We start from the raw sequence: 18477 nt of genomic DNA, 5'->3' as shown, positions 1-18477 counted from the left end.
TTAAGCATTCGCCGTTTGTTGCAAGCTCAGCGGTAACAATACCTTACACTGGGTCACATCAATCAGTTTATTCAGCTGATTACTTAGCAGTTCGATGGCACGTTCGCTATCGACCTCTATATCCAGCGACAGGCTAGCGTCGTCATTCATACGCATCTGCATTTGGGTAATCGTAAAGCCGCGATGGCGAGTCACGCGCAAAACACGCTCAAGCACTTCGGGGCGTTGTTGAACCGTTAATTCCAGAGAGTGGATCATGTTTGTTTCTCCATTTCGTCCATCATATCGCTGTTTGATGCGCCGGGGGGCACCAGTGGCCAAACGTTAAAAGCATCGTCGATTGCAACGTGTAATAAATACGGGCCCTTAGCCGCTAACATTTCGGTTAAGGCTTCTTCCACTTCGTCGGAAGAAAAAATCGTCCGGCCGGGAATATCAAAAGCAGAGGCCAATAAGACAAAATCAGGGTTATCTGATAAATCCGTTTCGCTGTAGCGCTCTTCAAAAAATAGCTGTTGCCACTGCTTCACCATGCCAAGCTTTTGGTTATCAACCAGCACGATTTTCACCGGCAGCTTACGGCGCTTGATGGTGGTCAGCTCCTGCACATTCATCATAAAAGAACCATCGCCAGAGACAGTCACCACAGTCGCATCGGGACGGGCCACTTGCGCACCAATTGCGGCGGGCAAACCAAAACCCATAGTGCCTAAGCCCGCGCTGGACAGGTGATCCTCTGGACGGCGGAACCACATATGCTGGGCCACCCACATTTGGTGCTGGCCCACATCGCAACAAACAACATTGTCTTCGGGTAATTTATTGGCTAAACGGCGCAGCAGCGCAGGCGCATAGATCAAACTGCCGGGGTGTTGATAATCCCATTGATGCTTACGGGATAAATGCTCCGCCTCAGCCTGCCAAGGCGTGATGTTCATCGACATGGCTAAGGCGGGGAGGATTTGACGTAAGTCACCGGCGATCGCCACCTCTGGCATACGTAACTTGCCCAGCTCAGCGGCGTCTATGTCTAAATGGATCACTTTGGCCTTGTCAGCAAAGCTCGCTAAACGGCCGGTGACTCTGTCATCGAAACGGGCACCCACCACGATCAGCAAATCACAATCCTGTACCGCTAAGTTAGCCGCTTTGCCACCATGCATGCCTAACATGCCTAAGTAACCGGGCGTGCCGTGGGCAATACTGCCAAGCCCTTTCAAGGTCGCGACCGAAGGTATGCCCGTCACATTGATAAACTCACGCAGTTGATCGACCGCGCCCGCCATGCCCACACCACCGCCGACATACAACATAGGCTGTTTAGCCTCAGCCAACAGCGCACGGGCGGCCTCGATATCACTCATCTCGGCTTGGGGTTCGTTGGTGACGGCCAGCAAAGGTGTACGGTATTCGAGGTGAGCGAGTTGGATATCCTTCGGGATATCGACCAACACAGGGCCAGCGCGGCCGGATGCGGCGATTTCGAAGGCTTGATATAAGGTTGGGATAAGATCGTTGATGTTTGTCACCATAAAACTGTGCTTAGTGCAGCTCAGTGACATGCCCAGCACATCGATTTCTTGAAACGCATCTGTGCCGATAACGGCGGTGGAGACTTGACCCGTAATGGCCACGATAGGCACTGAATCTAACAACGCATCGGCAAGTGAGGTGATAAGGTTAGTCGCGCCTGGGCCTGAGGTCGCAAAACACACGCCGGTTTTACCGCTGGCTCTTGCGTATCCTACGGCGGCAAAGGCGGCGCCTTGTTCGTGACGGCTTAAGAGATGTTCAACAGGGCTTCCATAGAGGGCATCGTATATTGGCATAATGGCACCACCTGGGTAACCAAACACTGTGGTGACTCCATGTGCTGCTAACACTTTGATTACCGCGTCTGCACCTCTGATCATCTGCCCTGGTTCCATATTCTCTCTCGCTACATTAGTCCTGAATTGCCGAAAATCGACGCTATTTTTTACTCTTTCGAAACTTAGAATCTTGCTCTAGGCCCTGAAACGAAGAACCCCCCGGTCCTTTAGGAGCGGGGGGTTCTTTCGAAACTTTTAACCTTTTAGGTCTATCAGTTCGCCATACGCCGCCCCCGCTGTGATTTAATAATCACGACGGTAATAATCACGAGAATGAGCTTGGCAGCTTGGTTAAACATCAATATGGATTCCTAATCGGTGTTTCTAAAATTTGGGTATTGAATGAAAGTTAGTATCGCTTTGGGCTTTGCCCTAGCGCGAGCTATTAGCTTTACCATAAAGCAACGGCCAAACACAATAAAAAATATCTTTTGTCAAAAAAAATTCAGCTTCCCTGCCGAGACAATGCAAAACAACAAAGTAAAACGTTAACTGTTGAGCCTCAGTCGGCGCAATTCACCTACTGAACGATAGACTCACTAACTGTGTCGTTTTTGCCCGCTCGACAACCCACTGAACAGGAAAAAATTTGTTTCTCACTAACTGATTTATCACTAAGCAAGCTCAAGATGCGCGTTTCACTATCTTGAGCTTGCTTGGGAACTGAGTTGAGACCCAAGTCCTTTGAGTCTCAGCCCTCTCCCCCAATGCAGGGCTTAACTAACTATCACTTAAGCCTCAACAATGCTCTTCATATCAGTCATGTAACCGCGAAGCTCAGCGCCAACATATTCCACTGCCGTTTCACGAATAGCTTCGTTAACAGCGATGAGCGTTAGGTTGTCGACACCGGTTGTGCTGTCTTTCAGGCCAGCACCTAAATACTCAGATGACATGGCATTAACATAGTCGCGCAGCATAGGTACAGCGGCGTGATTGAACAGGTAGCAACCGTATTCGGCTGTGTCTGAAATCACTACGTTCATTTCGTACAAACGCTTACGGGCAATCGTGTTAGCGATAAGTGGGGTTTCGTGCAGTGACTCGTAATAGGCCGACTCTTCCACAATACCTGCAGATACCATGGTATCGAACGCCAGTTCCACACCCGCTTTGATCATAGCGACAAGGAAAATACCTTTGTCGAAATAGGTTTGTTCGTCGATATGCTCGCTCGATACGGGCGCATTTTCGAAACCTGTTTCGCCAGTTTCGGCTCTCCAACGCAGTAAGTTCGCATCATCGTTTGCCCAGTCTTCCATCATAGTGCGTGAGAATTCGCCGCTGATGATGTCATCCATGTGCTTTTCAAATAATGGTTGCAGAATTTCTTTTAAATCTTCTGCAATTTCAAATGCTTTAATCTTGGCTGGATTAGACAAACGGTCCATCATGTTAGTGATGCCGCCGTGTTTCAGCGCTTCAGTGACCGTTTCCCAACCTTGCTGGATAAGCTTGGCCGCGTAGCCTGGCTCAACGCCATCGGCGATCATTTTCTCGTAACCTAAGATGGCACCCGTCTGCAACATACCGCACAGAATGGTCTGCTCGCCCATCAGATCCGACTTCACTTCTGCGATGAAAGACGACAGTAAAACACCGGCCCTGTCTCCACCCGTTGCGCTAGCGTAGGCTTTAGCAATCTCTAAGCCATCACCGTTTGGATCGTTTTCTGGGTGAACTGCGATAAGGGTAGGCACACCAAAACCACGTTTGTATTCTTCACGCACTTCAGTACCTGGGCACTTAGGAGCAACCATCACCACAGTGATGTCGGAACGAACTTGCATACCCTCTTCAACAATGTTGAAGCCGTGTGAGTAAGACAAGGTAGAGCCTTGCTTCATCAGTGGCATAACTGCGTTAACCACGTTTGAATGCTGTTTGTCCGGCGTCAGGTTAAGCACCAGATCCGCCGCAGGGATTAATTCTTCAAAGGTACCGACACGGAAACCGTTATCGGTTGCTTTTTGCCATGAGGCACGTTTCTGTTCAATCGCTTCAGGACGCAGGGCAAAAGAGATATTCAGACCCGAATCACGCATGTTCAAGCCTTGGTTAAGACCTTGAGCACCACAACCTAAAATAACAATATTCCAATCTTTGATGTAGTTACAGCCGTCACTAAACTCAGAACGATCCATGAAACGACATTGGCCAAGCTGTGCTAATTGTTGACGTAAATTCAGAGAGTTAAAATAGTTAGCCATCTGATATACCACCTATAAGTCAGAAATTTTGGACGCAACCAAACTAACATAATGTTACGACTTGGTTGTGATTGAAATCACTATAACCCATGCTTATCATTGCTTAAAATGATATATTCGGAACTTCATATTGCATTATACGCAACGTCAGCCGCAATAACGCTCAGTAACACTGGCAACAACATCGGCGGCAATATACAGCACTCAAGCTCAGTCTAAACAGGATAAGTTATGGATATTCGTACCCTCAAATTGTACCTGCACTTATGTGACAGTTTGCACTTCGCCAAGACGGCGGAGCAGATGCATGTGAGCCCATCGACCTTAAGCCGAGCCCTGCAAAGATTAGAAGAAGAAGTGAACGCTAAGCTGTTAGAGCGGGATAATCGCAGCGTGACCTTAACCCACGCGGGACACGAGTTTAAGCGGTTCGCCGAGCAGACCTTGAACCATTGGAGCACACTTAAGCACAGTATCGATCTCAAGCAAGACGTGCTGCGCGGTCGGCTGAATCTGTATTGCTCGGTCACTGCAGCCTACAGTCATTTACCGGGTTTATTGGATCTATTCCGCCAAGAGCATCCCTTCGTCGAAATCGCCTTAACCACAGGAGATGCAGCCAACGCGCTAGCAGAAGTGCAGCAGAATCGCGCCGATATCGCCATCGCCGCCCTGCCCGATCCTTTCCCCAGCAGCTTACACTTTGCCAAAATCGACGATGTGCCGCTGTCGATTATCGCACCGACGATCCGCTGTGCAGTACAGCAACAAGTTAGCCAAACGCCCATCGATTGGTCGAGCGTACCCTTTATCATCCCAGATCACGGCCCAGGACGGCGCCGCGCCGATAACTGGTTCAAACAAATGGGCATCAGCCCTAATATTTACGCCCAAGTCTCGGGACAGGAAGCGATCGCCTCTATGGTAGCGTTAGGTTGTGGCGTGAGCATGAGCCCCGAAGTGGTGATCAATAATAGCCCAGTGCGGGATCGCATTCAGCTGCTCTCGTCGCCGGTTGCGATTCCACCGTTCGAGTTAGGTTGCTGCTGCAAAGTGAAACGACTTGATGATCCCATCGTTAATGCGTTTTTGGATGTGATTTAAACGGGGAAAGTAATACAAAATAAAAGTGCGAGTGAAGAGTTTCAACGAGATAGAAAACCGAAACGGCTCTCAAAAAGCTAAAAACTTAGCTAAAGAGAACCGCTTCACTATCGAACAATTGCTATCAAATTGGTGCTAACGAACTATTGCCACAGGATTTCTATCGCAAGGCAATCAACACAAGATGACAGGATTACACATCCGGCGAGTTGAGCTTATCAATAGGATCGATACGGGTCACCAATAGCTGATCGACCTTGTACGAATCGATATCGACCACCTCAAATTTATAGCCCGCATAGTTCACGAAATCCGTACGCTTAGGGATTTTACGCAGCATATACATCATAAAACCAGCAATGGTTTCGTAGTTCTGATTATGCGGAAACTCCTCAATACCAAAGGCGCGCATTACGTCGGTAATAGGCGTCACACCGTCGACTAACCAAGAGTTGCTATCACGGGCGATGATCTGCTCTTCGCTCTCGTGCAATGACCAAGCCCCCATTACGGCGCGCTGTAGATCGTTAGTAGTCACAATCCCCACCACTAAGGCGTATTCGTTCATTACCACGGCAAAATCGGCGCGACTATTTTTAAAGTATTCCATCGCTTCTGACAGGCTCAGCGTATCGGGAATGATCAGCGAAGTATGGATTAAGTTACTGCCTTTTAAGATGATATTCTCACCGTTGATCACACGGATCAGCAATTCTTTCGCATCCACGAAGCCTTTGATCATATCCAACTGACCATCGCAGACGAGGAACTTAGTATGGGGATCTTCAGAAATTTTACGCTTGATATCTTCTTCACTGTCTTGCAGTAAAAAGTACACTAAGCTTTCACGGGCCGTCATGGCCGAAGTCACAGAAACGGTTTGCATTTCAAACACATTTTCCATCATCTGTTGCTCACCGCGATCCAGCACCCCAGCTTCGGCACCCGCATTCATGACGGCATAAATGTCGTCGGAGGTGATTGCATCATTACGCACGGTTGGGATCTGCAGCAGTTTAAAGATACCACTCGCCATGCCGTTGAAAAACCACACTAATGGGCGTAATAGCACAATACAGAAAGACATAGGCCCGACAACAGCTAAAGCGACAGGCTCAGGCATCGCCATGGCAATGCGTTTTGGCATTAAATCGGCGACTAAAATAAAGGCGCTGGTTACCGTTATGAAGGATAAAACAAAGCTCAATTGGCTCAGCCAAGGCTCGGCAACTAAAGGGGAAAGCAACTGATAGAAGTAAGGCCGAAATGCCGACTCACCCACAATACCGCCCATGATGGCAACGGCATTAAGACCAATTTGTACTACCGTAAAAAAGCTACCGGGAACGGCTTGTAACTGCAGCACTTTTTCTGCTCGTGCATCGCCCTCATCGGCTAACTGACGTAAACGAATTTTACGTGAAGCGGCAAGTGCAATTTCTGACATAGAGAAAAAACAACTCGCGCCGATTAGACACAATATAATCATCACGTTATCAAAGAGACTCATGTAACACCTTTCATTTAACACTGGACTAACTAGGACCAACCCGCGCCTTATTGCTCGCGAGTCAGTTGAATTCATTGTATTTGAGCAAAGTTTGCTTTGTCTGGTCGCCGCACAACAAGATTGTATTGACCACTTTCACCCCTGAGATGAATGAACTCTTAGATGACAATCCTTAGGGTGCACTCAGTATATCTGCAAATTCACGAGTTATGCGTGACTCCGCTCTCGCAGCCCACGCATAGCGCTAATGCACTTGCATCATTTAAGTAATTTTTTATGTCGAAACGACTGAATATACAGCATTTAATTATTTTACTCGACTCGATGGCATTAGACATCCGAGCGCGGTGGCTTTGATATTGAGCTGCTAGAACGTACATTTAAACCAACAGAATTGACTATGCAGTCGTGGCTTTGCTTAGTTGCGTTACGTAAAATACGTCCAGAATGGCAGCATGGATGCCACTCAGAGTGCATTGCTAAATCGACAATAGGCGACAGATTATATCTCATCTGCCGCCTAATATTACCTCACCTTGAGTAATTTTTATCTTAGCGACTTATCTACCGCTATGTTTCATATAAATGTTATCAATTAGTTAGCATGATTGAGGGCGTCTGTGGCGTAGTGATGCAAACCGAATATGTCTCCAATTTTGCAGCATAGCGCCTAGACTCTTGAAGCTCAGTAGCCAATCCAGCAACGCGTTGGGATATCTTGGCGAAAGAGTAACATCACCTTCAACCGGCTCCCATTAAATCACTTCAACCTCGACTCTATTGCGACCCTTATCCTTAGCGCGATAGAGGCAAACATCGGCGCGGCGTAATACGTCGGCCATCTTAAACCCCGAGATCTTATCTAATGGCAAAAACACGCTGCCAATACTGATCGTCACCACAGCCAAGGGAGATACTTGATGGGGAATATTGAGTTGCTCAACGAGATAACACAGTTGCGTAGCAATAGCCGTTAACTGTGCTGGCGTGACCTGCTCGACGACCAAAGCAAACTCTTCACCACCAATGCGAGCCAATAGAGCATTATGCGGCAGGATATCGCACTGTGCTAAGGCATCAGCCACCCGTTTAAGCACAGTATCGCCTTCAAGATGACCATAAGTGTCGTTGTAGGATTTGAAATAATCGATATCTAACATTAACAATCCCGCTGGAGTGTTAGCTTGTAGCACAGTAGCTAATCTTTCAGTAAAGGGTCGTCTATTAGCTAAGCCAGTTAATTCATCGGTTTCAGCCATCACCTTTAATTGGCTATTCGCGGCAACCAGCGCTTGTTGTAGCACTATCATCTGACGCTCTTTCTGTTCGCGTAGCAGTAACTCGTTCAATGCGGAGGCGAATTGGGTCAGCATATTCTTTTTCTGGGCGTTCCAATTTAATGGCCGCGACACAGTCGACAGCGAGAGCAATCCCAATAACTCCCCAGCATTTTTAATCGCAAAGGCGGCAATCGAACATATCCCCACGGATTTCATTACCTCATATTCCTGTGGTGAAAAAGCCTTTAACGCCTCAAGATCCTCAATCACTAAGGTCGATTCCGTCTCGAATTTTTTAGCCAGTTGAGCAATATTATCTACCGAAATCACTTGGACCTTATTTGCGTGTAAGTCACTGGTCCAAAAGCTGCGGTAATAGGCATGCTGCTGATTGAATTCAAGAAGACTCACCCTTTCAACATCAAATAACTGACCTATTTTGTGGCATACCTCAGTTAAGGTTTTATCCACATTGCAGGTATCTATGCTCAAAAATTGCAACGAAATCTCAGCCAACAATTGATTCGACTGCGACTGCCAATCTAATTCTTTAGTTCGTTCTTTGACTAAGTCAGACAATAAATGCTGCTGTTGTTGCAGTGCACGTTGCTGACGTTTATTGATGGCTAAATCATTACGTATCCTTTGATACATACCTTTAAGTGACAATGCCACATGGGCTATTTCATCGGGTCTTGCGGTTACCGTCTCGGGCACAGATAACTTTTTTAACGAGTTAAGATTGATTTTATTAGTGAAATCTTCCAGTGCCGACAATCTATCTGTCACCATGAGTCGCACTAAGGTCAAAATCAAATAAATCATCAATAGGGTCTTTAACCCATTACCGAGCACGATAAAAATCAACTGCCGCCACAGCTCGTAGTAAAGCCGATTGGTATCTAACCCTACGGTCAAAGTCGCTATCGACTGCTCTTGATAGGTCACAGGATAGTGAAATAGAGTTTGCGACTCATCATCGGTTAACAAAGGTTTACCCAGATGCATAGTGACGCCATCGATACTGTCTAAATGTACACTCGACACTAATGGCATCATCCCCAGTCCAGAGAGCAAATCCGATAACAAGCTACGGTCGACGTCCCACAGTGACTTAGCCACGCTTGGCAAAATAGATTCTGAATACTCGCGGATATCCGAAGTCGCATTATCGATACTATCCTGATAGTTCCAAATCAACTGTACCAACATAGTTAACACAGCAAAAAACGAGCTCACCCCAATAATAATCAGCGTCATCTTGTGGCTAATAGAATGATTACGATGCTTCATGTACACCTGTTATTCCGCCTTGAGGGGCAACTTATTCAAAATCTGAGACTGGAAAATCTGTGGCCAATCTCGAGCAACTAACATTTGATAAAATGCCGAATCTGGTTGCAAAACACCGAACAAGGCAACATTGTCATAGGGGAGATATTTTTTATGCTGCTGATAATATTGCAATTCAACTAAACCTAAAGCACCAACCAAAAAATGCCCGCCACCAATAACACTCACAGAGTGCTGGCGACAAAGCTGTAAAATCTCAGGTGAAGTATTGATCGTACCGACAAATACATCTTTACCAGACACCAAACCTTTTTCCTTCAATGCCTTAAGCACCCCAATCGCCATACGATCACTGGCGGTCCAAATCACATTCAGATCAGGATAACGATTCAGCAGGGTTAACGCTTGCCCATAAGCCACAGCCTCACTCCATTGGCCATAAACCGTTTGAGTCAGAGTGGCATTGGACTGCATAAAGAAATAGTCACTGGCGCCTTGGGTACGTAGCACTGAAGCAGGCGTCGATTTATCGCCCGAAATCAACAGAACTTTAGCCGCCTTTCCCTCTAAGTCATCCATTAAGGCCTTAGCGGTCGCCGAACCAATAGCGTAATTATCGGGAATAATGGCGGGTAACAGATATTCTTGCCAATGGGGATCTTGCAGCAAGGCATCACGCTCACCAGGGGAAATATCATTTAAAATCAATTGCACATAGACAGGGTGAGGATAAAGCGCCTGCAGCATTTTTATCGCGGATTGTTTTTCATTAACCAGAATAACGTAATTAGGTAACGCTTTTGCAGAAGCTAACAACTCATCGAGTTGAGTGATCATCTTGAAGTGATTGCGATCGGAATGAATGATATCGAGTTTAATATCGAGTGTCGTCGATGCCGCCAACATCAATTGGTCGACATCTCCCCAAAAACTGTCATCGACAGCCCCAGGATTAAAGAAAACCACATCGAGTTTTGCCCATGCTGCCCCACCAAAACCCGCAGTACAGATAAACATACACGCTAACATCCACGAACGCATAGGCGAGTTCTCCTCGACCATGTTCCCTCAAATGTCATCCTTCACAAGAGGTCACTTTATTATTATCGATTCACAACCTTGTTACCGCATCGCCGCCCAAAATGTTGCTAAAATCGGCAGCAGATGTTTCGATTAAACCACAAAATGATACAAAGTATACTTTATATGCTGACTATTTATTCCGACACCCCATCGGTATAGGGAGATCGAGCGGCTCAGTAGCAGAATGTTTATGGGGATGTAAGTGGCGGCCTTATGGTCAGTCTTGCGACCTAACCACGGAGAAAATGACGGGGACTTAAAAGGAATACAAGTTAGAACTCAGACGTTAATGCAGCCTAGCGGTCAAGTTGAATCAAGGTCGTGGGAGGGGAACCATGATTTTCAGTGGAGGGTAAACCAAATGAGACTACTCATCGATGCCCTCATATAATGGCATAGGTTAACCAACCTCTATTAACTGATTGAAATGATTAAATATAACTATCAAGCACTCAATCTGTTCAGTGGTAATCATTTCTCCCAGAATCAATCCTTTATAACTCATATTCATTCAAAGGCACTAAATTGTGCTTGCGACTCTCCTTTTAATCGGTCGCAACATACATCTTCAATCGTCTCGATATACTCCAAGTGCTGTGTAGCCCGCATCGCCAAACAAAAAGGTTGGCTGTAGCCAACCTTTCAATGAACTAATAATCATAAATGCAGTAAATGCGATCGAATTTGCCTAATGCTAAATCCGCTTGATGGATAATAAAATTCAACCGCATAGAGTGCTCACTATAGACAACTTTGAGCAGCACCAGATAATCTTCGGCATTGCCGCCTAATTCAGCTGCGGCGCGGAGTTCGGGTGCTTTATAGCGGCTATCACCATGGCCATTAATGCTGGCGATACCATTGTAATACGGCAGCGGCTGCTCGGGAACGAGCAATGCCTGCAAGTTGGATGACCGCCACCCGGGCAATGCAGCCCATTGCGGTTGAGTGAGAATCTGACCGGGGATTAACCCCTGCTTATTCAATTGTATCAGCTCATAGCCCTTGAGCTGATCTTGCCACTCTGGTGCCAATTCATCATCCACAACCGCTAGGGCCTCCAGCACCATAGCTTGTTGCGGTTCTGGTAGCGCTTGTAAACGTGCCTTGGCTAACTTTACTAAATGCGGGTTGTCACTATTAATCATGTCAGGGGCTATCATCTTAATGCTGGCAATTCCCTGAAGTTGATAAGCCTCTTCATACTCATAGTTTGCACATACCGCATCGTCGAACTTAGGTTCGGCAATCGCTTTTCCAGAGTTCAGTTGCTGATCCTCAGCGACATAATAGACATGGCCGCGAAGCATTTCCGAGAATCGCCAGCGCTCCAAAAAGAACAACAATCGCCCTTCTCGAGGCAAATAAGATTGAAACGCCTTCAGGTCGCTGCAGTTGAGCTGTGCGATAAATTGCATGGGCACACGGAAGGCTTGCGCCGCCTCGTCCCAGTCCCAAAGATGCGCCTCATCTGTCTCCCAATCGTCCTGCCAGTCCTGCCGCCAATGCTCATTAATAAACTCGCGGGTATGGCCAAAGCTCTCAACATAGCCATCCAACATCTCCTCCCTTCCGACCAAAGTCACCGGATAATCCATGCCAACAGGCAAATCAGGCAATCCACCCAGTCGGCTGTTACCTAACTGGGCATAGTCTTCGATTGCACTGGGATAGAGATCGACACTACTGCGAATAAACGTAGATAACGTATGGGCAAGATGCGGGTCTTTAAACTGCACCAGCTTTTGCTCGAGCAGCTGCTGACGAATGGGGGAATTTTCTGCTAACAACATATCCATATTTACCTCACGACTCCAATGTTTGCTTTTTATCATTTCTATCAACTAGTTGCCATCTTCAAATAAGGTAAATTGCCAAACCTATCACACGATTAGCAAAGCCGGAGTCAACGGCTTGCTAATGAGAAGGGCAACGACCTAGGCGATAGGAAACCCCTCCCATTAATTACTGCTACACTCAAATTCTGCGCGAAATGAACAACAAAAGGATTTGTTTATGGCGATAGCCTGTGTCAATACCCGAGCCAGTTGTGGGGTCGAAGCTCCACAAGTCACAGTTGAAGTACATCTCAGCAACGGCTTACCAGCATTTAATCTTGTAGGCTTACCCGAAGCTTCGGTAAAAGAAGCCCGTGAGCGAGTACGCAGTGCCTTGATCAATGCGGGATTCGAGTTTCCGATGCGGCGGATAACCGTCAATCTCGCGCCAGCTGATTTACCTAAACAAGGTGGCCGCTACGACTTACCCATCGCCGTGGGCATATTGGCCGCTTCGGAACAGATTCCCATTAACAGTTTAAAAAATATCGAGTTTGTCGGCGAGCTGGCACTGTCAGGGCACATACGTTACTGCCAAGGGTTATTGCCCGCGATTATCGCGGCGAAGCGCCAAGACCATACCTTGGTCTTACCGCTAGATAACCGCCACGATGCAGAGCTAGTCGGCTATCCCAATGTGTTATTTGGTTCGCATCTGCAAAGTCTAGCCGCGTATTTACAAGGGCAAAACCAACTGCCAACACTGGCGCCACAGTTAGAATGGGTAAGCCAAGAGATACCCGAGTCCCATACTTGCCTGAGCGATGTGATTGGCCAATATCAGGCCAAGCAAGCACTCGAAATTGCCGCTGCGGGTAACCACAACCTCTTGATGCTAGGCCCGCCGGGTACTGGCAAGACCATGCTTGCCAGCCGCATGATGGCGCTATTGCCCGCGCTCAATTATGAGGAAGCGTTAGAAGTGGCGGCAATTCATTCCGTTGCAGGACTCGACATTAAACCGCAGCATTTTTTACAGCGACCATTTAGGGCACCGCACCACACGAGTTCTTCGATCTCCCTCGTGGGCGGTGGCAGTATCCCAAAACCTGGGGAGATCTCCCTCGCCCATCGCGGTGTATTATTCTTGGATGAAGTGGCTGAATTTCCGCGTAAAGTCTTAGATTGCCTGCGCGAACCGATGGAAACCGGCGAAGTGGTGATTTCCCGCGCCGCCGCTAAGCTGACATTTTTGAGTCGATTTCAATTAATCGCAGCGATGAATCCTAGCCCTAGTGGCGACTTGGATAGCCATCATAGATCCAGCCCTGAACAAATCCAACGTTACCTTTCGCGGCTTTCAGGTCCGTTTCTCGATCGTTTCGACTTGACCATAGAAGTGCCCAAACTTCCCGCGGGCACCTTGACTCAAGCCGCGCCGCAGACAGAAACCAGCCAAGATATCGCCAAACGAGTGAAGCTAGCGCGTGAGCTACAACTTGCCCGTGCTGGTGTGCTCAATAGCGAACTTACAGGGAAACAATTGAAACGCTTCAGCGGGCTCAGTGATGCTGATTTAGTGTTTTTGGAGCAAAGCGTGGTCAAGCTTGGCCTTTCGGTTCGCAGTTTTCATCGTATACAAAGAGTCGCCCGCACTATCGCCGATCTTGAACAAGCACCTAACACCGAACGCCGCCATCTTGCCCAAGCACTGGGTTATCGTGCTATGGATAGGTTGCTAGCACGACTATCCCAGCAATATTGAATCAGCCGCTTTACAGTGAAGATGAACAAATGCACCGACCAGCAGTGCCTAAGATTGAGCCAAACGCCTACACCGAGTAACATAGGCCTCCAATTTTTGTCAGGGGGCTCGGATGGGAATGCTGTTTTCACAGATAAAAGGCTGTATTGCATTTTTAGGTTACGTTATAAATACCGTCTTTTGGACTATCCCAATCGTGTTAATCAGTTTTATAAAACTGATACCTATCAGTCCATTAAGGACTGCGACTAGTCATGTGCTCGATTTTTGTGCCAGCGCTTGGATCAGTGTTAATGGCGTAATTGAACGCTGCTTACATCCCGTTAAGATTGAACTGAGTGGTGACACCGACTTTTCCACTAAAGAGTGGTACATGGTGATTGCCAACCACCAGTCTTGGGTCGATATCCTGATCCTGCAGCGGATTTTTAACCGAAAAATCCCTTTCTTAAAGTTTTTCCTCAAGCAAGAGCTGATTTTTGTGCCCGTATTAGGCCTAGCTTGGTGGGCACTCGATTTTCCTTTTATGCGTCGTTATAGCACAGCACAGTTGCGTAAGAACCCTAAGTTAAAGGGCAAAGACATTGAAATTACACGTAAAGCCTGTGCTAAGTTTAAGGCTAAGCCTGTGAGTGTGATGAACTTTGTCGAAGGCACGCGCTTCAGCAAGGCTAAGCATCAAAAACAAAACTCACAGTTCCAACATTTGCTAAAACCTAAAGCGGGCGGAATGGCCTTCGCGCTATCAGCCATGGGTGAACAGATCCACAAGCTAGTCGATGTCTCCATTTACTACCCAGACGCAGTACCGAGCTATTGGGACTACCTGACAGGTAAGTTGCCAAGCGTTAAAGTACACATCAAGGTCTCCGATATTGATCCTGCAATGCGCGGCGATTATATGAATGACCGCGATTTTAAAATTGGCTTCCAAGAACAACTGAATCAACTCTGGCTCACTAAGGATCAAGTGTTAAGCCAACTCGCTAGCCAAGCGAATAAAGAATAAAGGTAACGCCACTATGTTGAATTTCCTGCCTGGTTCAGTATTGTTTATTCTGAGCTTAAGCTTGCTGATCATTAATACCGCCGTTTGGGGCTCGCTTATCAGCATTGGCGGATTAGTGAAACTTGTGATGCCAGCACAAAATGCGCGCAATGCGGTGACTACGGTCATGAACCGTTTTATGTGGGCTTGGGCCTGCTGCAACGGTGGCATCTTGTATTTGATCGCTAAAATTGAGTGGGATGTCAAAGGGCTCGAAGGACTCGATAAAAACAGCTGGTATTTGCTGATCAGCAACCACCTCAGTGGATTCGATATCGCCGCGCAAACTTACGTGTTACGTAACCACATCCCTATGCTGAAGTTCTTCCTCAAAAAAGAACTCATCTATGTGCCCATCATGGGCCTAGGATGTTGGGCGCTGGATATGCCATTTATGAATAGAACCAGCCCAGCAAAACTTAAAAAGAATCCAAAGCTTAAGGGCAAAGATTTAGCGACCACACGCCGCGCCTGTGCCAAGTTTAGCAATATGCCCACGTCAATCATTAACTATGTTGAAGGCAGCCGTTTTACCCAAGATAAACATCAGCGCCAAAACTCGCCTTATCAACATTTGTTACGTCCTAAAGCGGGTGGTATCGCCTTTACCTTATCAGCCATGGGCGAACAATTTACTAACCTGCTGGATATGACAATCGTCTACCCAGATGCGCCTGAAGATATTCTGTTTGGGGTAATGAATGGTAAGGTCAGTAAGATTATTGTGCGAATTAACGCCCTGCCCGTACCTCAGGTAGATGCGGCGCGTTATTTCTCTGAGTCTGAGTACCGCGTCGAATTCCAACGCTGGTTAAACCAAGTGTGGGCGGAAAAAGATCAACAAATTCATGCTTTACTCCAAACACATCAAAGTGTGAATAATAAGGCCACCAGCCCAAATCACACTCAAGCAAGCTAGCTCGCCTCTAGCTTTGCTCTAGTTCAGCAACGCATGCCGCTGCAGCGGATAACTCCAATTCATTGAATACGGTTATTCCTGCGGCACTGAGTTTTTCAGCTGTTAATCCTTGTCCCGCAATTAACTGTTTTACAAATTGACCATCGTAAATCTGCCTATTACCACAGGATGGACTACGGGCTTTTAAAATCGCCACTTTAATCCCGTGTTGCAGCGCCAGCTTAAGCGCGAGATCAGCTCCCAGACTAAAAGCGTGGGTCACATCCTCACCTTGGGCAGTTAAGATGCGCTGTCCAATCCGCTCCGCTGGCGGTCTAGGTGTTGGCAAACCGCCTGCACATTCGGGACAAATCGCCACAATCCGCCCTTGCTCGAGCCACGTTTGCACCAGCTCGCTCTCCATCAAGTTATGGCCACCGTCGTAGCGCACCGCTTGTCCGAGTAAACAACTACTCACTAACACTTTTTCCACTGTCATCCCCAAATGTCTCATTCCGCCCATAGCATAACGTGAAGGATAAACATGCCAAATGCATTTGGATGATTTTCCCCAAAACCATCAACATCCGCAACAAGGTTGGAAGGTTAAAACCACTCCATTGTTGACAATTTAATATTTAAATATTCATAACATAAAATATTAATAACGAGATAATAAAAATAAAATGATAAAAATCAACAATAAAAACAGAAATTCATTGAAATATAGACTTACGTCTAAGTAAACACATTGTTGACAATCTGCCAAGGGAGGGCTATTTTTTACCCATTGTCGACAATCCTATTAATAGTGATGCGTTCTATGTTGAAGCAAGACACGACGTTCGTTTCTGATGACACTCAAGTTCCCCACCTGCACAAGGTCAAATCGACCTCGGCAGATAAGACGTCGACCACATTAGCCGATCAAATTTTGGTGCAGATCCAAACCAGCATCATCAAGGGCGAACTGCCTGCAGGCAGCAAGATTAACGAGCAAGCACTGGCCGAAAAATACGGCATCAGCCGCGGCCCTACCCGCGAAGCACTGCAAACCTTAGAAAGACAACGTTTAGTGGTGCGTGCGCCCCATGTTGGTGCCCGCGTCGCCCAACTGACGGTGATTGAACTTAACGATTTATATCAACTACGTAGCGTACTTGAAGGCATGGCCTGCGAACTCGCCGCCAGCCGTATTACCCCAGAACAATTAGCCAAGCTAGAAGATCTGCTCGCAACGCAAGAAGCGGCGCTCGCCAAGGGCGATACTTACTTCCAAGAGGAAGGCGATGTCGACTTCCACTACCAAATTATTCAAGCCAGCGGTAACAAGCATCTGCAGGAAACCTTAGTCGGTGGTCTGTATCACTTGCTACGTATGTATCGCTACCAGTGCACTAATAAAAATCGCCCCGTGAAAGCGATTGCCGAACACAGACGCATAGTCGAAGCCATTGCCCAGCGCGATGGTGAGTTGGCCAGTTTGCTGATGCGCCGCCATATCGAACAGGGGCGTAAAAATACCGAATTACGCTTAATTGAATTGCAAGCCAATGCAGCCGCAAAAGAAACCTTAGCCAACATTAGCTAAGTTCTTACGGCTCAATATGCCCACTTCCCATAAAATGGAAAAGGATAAAACCATGACTCAAAGCGCAGGATTACGTTTTCGCCAAGCTCTTGCTAAGGCCAAACCGTTACAAATCGTTGGTACCACCAATGCCTATTTTGCCTTAATGGCAGAGCAAACTGGCTTCCAAGCCTTGTATCTTTCGGGCGCTGGCGTTGCCAATGCTTCCTACGGTTTGCCAGATTTAGGCATGACCTCAATGAACGACGTGCTGATTGATGCAGGTCGCATCACCTCCGCCACGCAGGTGCCTTTATTGGTCGATATCGATACTGGCTGGGGCGGCGCATTCAACATTGCTCGTACCATCAAAGAATTCGAAAAAATCGGCGTCGCCGCTGTGCACATGGAAGACCAAGTGTCGCAAAAGCGTTGCGGCCATAGACCCAACAAAGCAGTCGTGAGCATTGAAGAAATGGTCGATCGCATTAAAGCGGCCGTCGATGCCCGTACCGATCCTAACTTTGTGATCATGGCGCGTACCGATGCGGTCGCCGTGGAAGGTTTAGAAGCGGGTATTGAACGTGCTCAAGCGTATATCGCCGCCGGCGCCGACATGATCTTCGCCGAAGCCTTAACTGAGCTAGACCAATATCGCCATTTTAAAGCACAGGTAAAAGCACCGATTTTGGCGAACATGACTGAATTTGGTCAAACCCAATTGTTCAATAAAGAAGAACTCGCCGAGGCGGGTGCCGACATGGTGCTTTATCCACTCGGTACTTTCCGTGCAGCCAACCAAGCCGCACTGAACGTCATGCAAGCGCTGATGAATGATGGTCATCAACGCAACGTACTAGACACTATGCAGACCCGTAAAGACTTGTATAAATACTTGGGCTACCACGCCTTTGAAGACAAGTTAGATCAACTGTTCAGCCAAGATAAATAACCGAAAAGCTGCAACCCTACAGGGTTTGGCGTTAAAACAGATTTAGCGTTAAACAAATTAAATAAAAAGTGCAGCCTTAACCAATAAATGTCGGCGAATAAGTGCTCTGAAACGA

At 47.2% G+C, this 18477-nt stretch carries 14 protein-coding genes; 6 read left to right on the top strand and 8 right to left on the bottom strand.

What is annotated here, in order from left to right; genetic code table 11:
* The 3 genes from ilvM to ilvC form a co-directional block, all read right to left on the bottom strand.
* Complete coding sequence (gene ilvM, locus HUB64_RS00890) at positions 1–258, bottom strand: acetolactate synthase 2 small subunit (RefSeq protein ID WP_173248005.1); 258 nt, start codon at positions 256–258, stop codon at positions 1–3.
* Positions 255–1928, bottom strand: coding sequence for an acetolactate synthase 2 catalytic subunit (gene ilvG, locus HUB64_RS00885; protein ID WP_173496170.1), 1674 nt, complete (start codon positions 1926–1928; stop codon positions 255–257). Before ilvG ends, ilvM begins: the two co-directional genes overlap by 4 nt.
* Before the next feature lie 674 nt (positions 1929–2602).
* Complete coding sequence (ilvC, locus tag HUB64_RS00880; RefSeq protein WP_173496169.1) at positions 2603–4081, bottom strand: ketol-acid reductoisomerase; 1479 nt, start codon at positions 4079–4081, stop codon at positions 2603–2605.
* Between the two features lie 231 nt (positions 4082–4312).
* On the opposite strand from ilvC, the gene ilvY reads away from it, so the two are divergent.
* Positions 4313–5185: an HTH-type transcriptional activator IlvY gene (gene ilvY, locus HUB64_RS00875; protein ID WP_105250471.1), complete on the top strand. Its 873-nt coding sequence runs from the start codon at positions 4313–4315 to the stop codon at positions 5183–5185.
* A 193-nt stretch (positions 5186–5378) separates the two neighbouring features.
* Here ilvY and HUB64_RS00870 read toward each other — a convergent pair whose 3' ends face one another.
* The 4 genes from HUB64_RS00870 to HUB64_RS00855 form a co-directional block, all read right to left on the bottom strand.
* Positions 5379–6695: a hemolysin family protein gene (locus tag HUB64_RS00870; RefSeq protein ID WP_105250472.1), complete on the bottom strand. Its 1317-nt coding sequence runs from the start codon at positions 6693–6695 to the stop codon at positions 5379–5381.
* Between the two features lie 755 nt (positions 6696–7450).
* Positions 7451–9235, bottom strand: coding sequence for a GGDEF domain-containing protein (locus HUB64_RS00865; RefSeq protein WP_105253010.1), 1785 nt, complete (start codon positions 9233–9235; stop codon positions 7451–7453).
* Between the two features lie 42 nt (positions 9236–9277).
* Positions 9278–10309 (bottom strand): ABC transporter substrate-binding protein, encoded by a 1032-nt coding sequence (locus tag HUB64_RS00860; protein ID WP_173496168.1) that lies wholly within the window; start codon positions 10307–10309, stop codon positions 9278–9280.
* Positions 10310–11001: 692 nt separating this feature from the next.
* Positions 11002–12150, bottom strand: a complete 1149-nt coding sequence (locus HUB64_RS00855; RefSeq protein ID WP_173496167.1) for a DUF1963 domain-containing protein — start codon at positions 12148–12150, stop codon at positions 11002–11004.
* A gap of 217 nt (positions 12151–12367) precedes the next feature.
* Between HUB64_RS00855 and HUB64_RS00850 the strand changes: the two genes are divergently transcribed.
* From HUB64_RS00850 to HUB64_RS00840, 3 genes are all read left to right on the top strand, one after another.
* Positions 12368–13894 carry a YifB family Mg chelatase-like AAA ATPase gene (locus tag HUB64_RS00850; protein ID WP_173496166.1) on the top strand — a complete coding sequence of 509 codons (1527 nt, stop codon included), beginning with the start codon at positions 12368–12370 and terminating at the stop codon, positions 13892–13894.
* Positions 13895–14006: 112 nt separating this feature from the next.
* Entirely contained in the window at positions 14007–14903 is an 897-nt protein-coding gene (locus HUB64_RS00845) for an acyltransferase (RefSeq protein ID WP_105250476.1), read from the top strand.
* A 13-nt stretch (positions 14904–14916) separates the two neighbouring features.
* A complete protein-coding gene (locus HUB64_RS00840; protein WP_173496165.1) occupies positions 14917–15861 on the top strand; it encodes an acyltransferase in 945 nt (314 codons plus the stop codon).
* Between the two features lie 7 nt (positions 15862–15868).
* Here HUB64_RS00840 and HUB64_RS00835 read toward each other — a convergent pair whose 3' ends face one another.
* On the bottom strand, positions 15869–16363 hold the full coding sequence (locus HUB64_RS00835) for a DUF523 domain-containing protein (protein WP_173496164.1): 495 nt from the start codon (positions 16361–16363) through the stop codon (positions 15869–15871).
* A gap of 300 nt (positions 16364–16663) precedes the next feature.
* On the opposite strand from HUB64_RS00835, the gene HUB64_RS00830 reads away from it, so the two are divergent.
* Positions 16664–17431, top strand: a complete 768-nt coding sequence (locus HUB64_RS00830; protein ID WP_173496163.1) for a GntR family transcriptional regulator — start codon at positions 16664–16666, stop codon at positions 17429–17431.
* 52 nt (positions 17432–17483) lie between these two features.
* Entirely contained in the window at positions 17484–18362 is an 879-nt protein-coding gene (gene prpB, locus HUB64_RS00825; protein ID WP_006084450.1) for a methylisocitrate lyase, read from the top strand.
* Positions 18363–18477: the final 115 nt, after the last annotated feature.

Source organism: Shewanella sp. ISTPL2 (genome assembly GCF_013283205.1).
GTDB lineage: Bacteria > Pseudomonadota > Gammaproteobacteria > Enterobacterales > Shewanellaceae > Shewanella > Shewanella oncorhynchi.
The sequence above is the reverse complement of the archived record's forward strand: the minus strand, read 5'-3'. Positions and strand labels throughout refer to the sequence as shown.

Bases quoted from the DNA above. Each gene is read 5' to 3' on its own strand.
- HUB64_RS00850 (WP_173496166.1), top strand. From the start codon at position 12,368: ATGGCGATAGCCTGTGTCAATACCCGAGCCAGTTGTGGGGTCGAAGCT.
- prpB (WP_006084450.1), top strand. From the start codon at position 17,484: ATGACTCAAAGCGCAGGATTACGTTTTCGCCAAGCTCTTGCTAAGGCC.
- HUB64_RS00860 (WP_173496168.1), bottom strand. From the start codon at position 10,309: ATGCGTTCGTGGATGTTAGCGTGTATGTTTATCTGTACTGCGGGTTTT.
- ilvC (WP_173496169.1), bottom strand. From the start codon at position 4,081: ATGGCTAACTATTTTAACTCTCTGAATTTACGTCAACAATTAGCACAG.
- HUB64_RS00865 (WP_105253010.1), bottom strand. From the start codon at position 9,235: ATGACGCTGATTATTATTGGGGTGAGCTCGTTTTTTGCTGTGTTAACT.
- HUB64_RS00830 (WP_173496163.1), top strand. From the start codon at position 16,664: ATGTTGAAGCAAGACACGACGTTCGTTTCTGATGACACTCAAGTTCCC.
- ilvY (WP_105250471.1), top strand. From the start codon at position 4,313: ATGGATATTCGTACCCTCAAATTGTACCTGCACTTATGTGACAGTTTG.
- HUB64_RS00870 (WP_105250472.1), bottom strand. From the start codon at position 6,695: ATGAGTCTCTTTGATAACGTGATGATTATATTGTGTCTAATCGGCGCG.
- HUB64_RS00855 (WP_173496167.1), bottom strand. From the start codon at position 12,150: ATGGATATGTTGTTAGCAGAAAATTCCCCCATTCGTCAGCAGCTGCTC.
- ilvM (WP_173248005.1), bottom strand. From the start codon at position 258: ATGATCCACTCTCTGGAATTAACGGTTCAACAACGCCCCGAAGTGCTT.
- HUB64_RS00840 (WP_173496165.1), top strand. From the start codon at position 14,917: ATGTTGAATTTCCTGCCTGGTTCAGTATTGTTTATTCTGAGCTTAAGC.
- HUB64_RS00845 (WP_105250476.1), top strand. From the start codon at position 14,007: ATGGGAATGCTGTTTTCACAGATAAAAGGCTGTATTGCATTTTTAGGT.
- ilvG (WP_173496170.1), bottom strand. From the start codon at position 1,928: ATGGAACCAGGGCAGATGATCAGAGGTGCAGACGCGGTAATCAAAGTG.
- HUB64_RS00835 (WP_173496164.1), bottom strand. From the start codon at position 16,363: ATGGGCGGAATGAGACATTTGGGGATGACAGTGGAAAAAGTGTTAGTG.